This is a genomic window from Ligilactobacillus sp. (assembly GCF_036846325.1).
GTDB lineage: Bacteria > Bacillota > Bacilli > Lactobacillales > Lactobacillaceae > Ligilactobacillus.
The window spans coordinates 1-1,405 of sequence record NZ_DAIUCE010000200.1 but is presented as its reverse complement, the minus strand read 5'-3'; the positions used below and the strand labels follow the sequence as shown (position 1 = coordinate 1,405).

The following is a 1,405-nucleotide window of genomic DNA, read 5'->3' as shown; positions in this document are numbered from 1 at the left end:
AGCTTGGGGCTGATGGCAGCGATGTTCTGGCAATCATGATGTCGGATGTCCTGAGCGGTACGTACCAAACGGCATGTTCAGCAGCTGAGATGGTCAAGTGCAACGTCACCGTCATCAACAGCAAGGAAACCGACCGTGCACTTTCGTTTCAAGTTCTGGCAGCTGCACGGGATGCGAGGGCAGGAAAGAGCATCGAGGAAATCAAGGCCCACTGTTTTGACATCCACAAGCGCACAACAACTGATGTCCTGGTCGACAACATGGACTGTCTCGTTGCAGGAGGCCGGGTGAGCCGTCTGGCCGGGGCCCTGACAAAACTGATCAACTTGAAGATTATCGTCCGGCTCCGTGAAAACAGTCTTGATGTTGTCAACAAGGGGAGAAGCCGCAAGTCCTTCCTCAAGTACTGCAAGGATCTGCGCAGGTTCCATGAAGACAACCGCATCGTGGAACTTTCACTTTCAAACGTCGGAACGGACGAGGAGTTCCTTGACCGGATCAGGGAAGTCATGTTGCCTGAGAACAGTAAGGACGCAAAGTACATTGCACGTCTGACAAGTCCCATCATCATGACGCATACCGGTCTGAATGCCGTCGGTGTAATTACGCTGACGGAAAAGGAAGAGCCGGAGGAAAACAGATAACAAAAACAGAGGCTATCCAGTCCAGCAAGGACTAGTTAGCTTCTGTTTTATTTTCTATTTCAAAAACTTCTTCGTATAATCGTCTTCTTGAATCGTGAATCTAGGACGCTTCTTAACCTCAGTGAATATCTTGCCGACATATTCACCAATCATGCTCAGGCAGATTAACTGAATGCCGCCGAGCACCCAGATTGAAGTTATCAATGATGTCCATCCGCTGACGACATTGCCGTTGATTTTCTGAACAATCGAATAAACAAACAGCCCGATTCCAATCAGTACGACCAACAGACCCAGATTCATAATCAATTTAATCGGCACTGTCGAAAATGACGTGATGCCGTCCATGGCGAACTTGATCATCTTCTTCAGCGGGTACTTCGACTCTCCGGCGAAGCGTTCCTTTCTTGCATAATAGACCTTGTCAGACGGATAGCCGACAAGCGGAACCATCCCTCTTAAAAACAGATTTCTTTCGTCAAAGCGCAATAACCCTTCGGTTGCTCTCCTGCTGAGCAATCGGTAATCAGCAGAATTCGGAACCATGTCGACGCCTAATTTGCTCATCAAAGAATAAAATGCCATTGCCGTCTTGCGCTTGAACGCTGTATCAGTATCACGATTGTTTCTTACTCCGTAAACAACGTCGATTCCTTCGTGATATTTCCTGACCATCTCCGAAATGGCATTGACATCATCCTGCAGGTCAGCATCAATCGTAATCGTCATGTCAGAATAGTCAACGGCCGTTGTCAATCCCG

At 48.1% G+C, this 1,405-nt stretch carries 2 protein-coding genes; one reads left to right on the top strand and one right to left on the bottom strand.

The window, feature by feature from the left end; translation table 11 throughout:
• The coding region (locus V7Z60_RS10180; RefSeq protein WP_334117688.1) for a DegV family protein at positions 1-644 on the top strand (644 nt) is incomplete at its 5' end.
• A gap of 54 nt (positions 645-698) precedes the next feature.
• On the opposite strand, the gene V7Z60_RS10175 is transcribed toward V7Z60_RS10180, so the two are convergent.
• A partial coding sequence (locus V7Z60_RS10175; RefSeq protein WP_334117687.1) for a glycosyltransferase occupies positions 699-1,405 on the bottom strand: 707 nt, incomplete at its 5' end.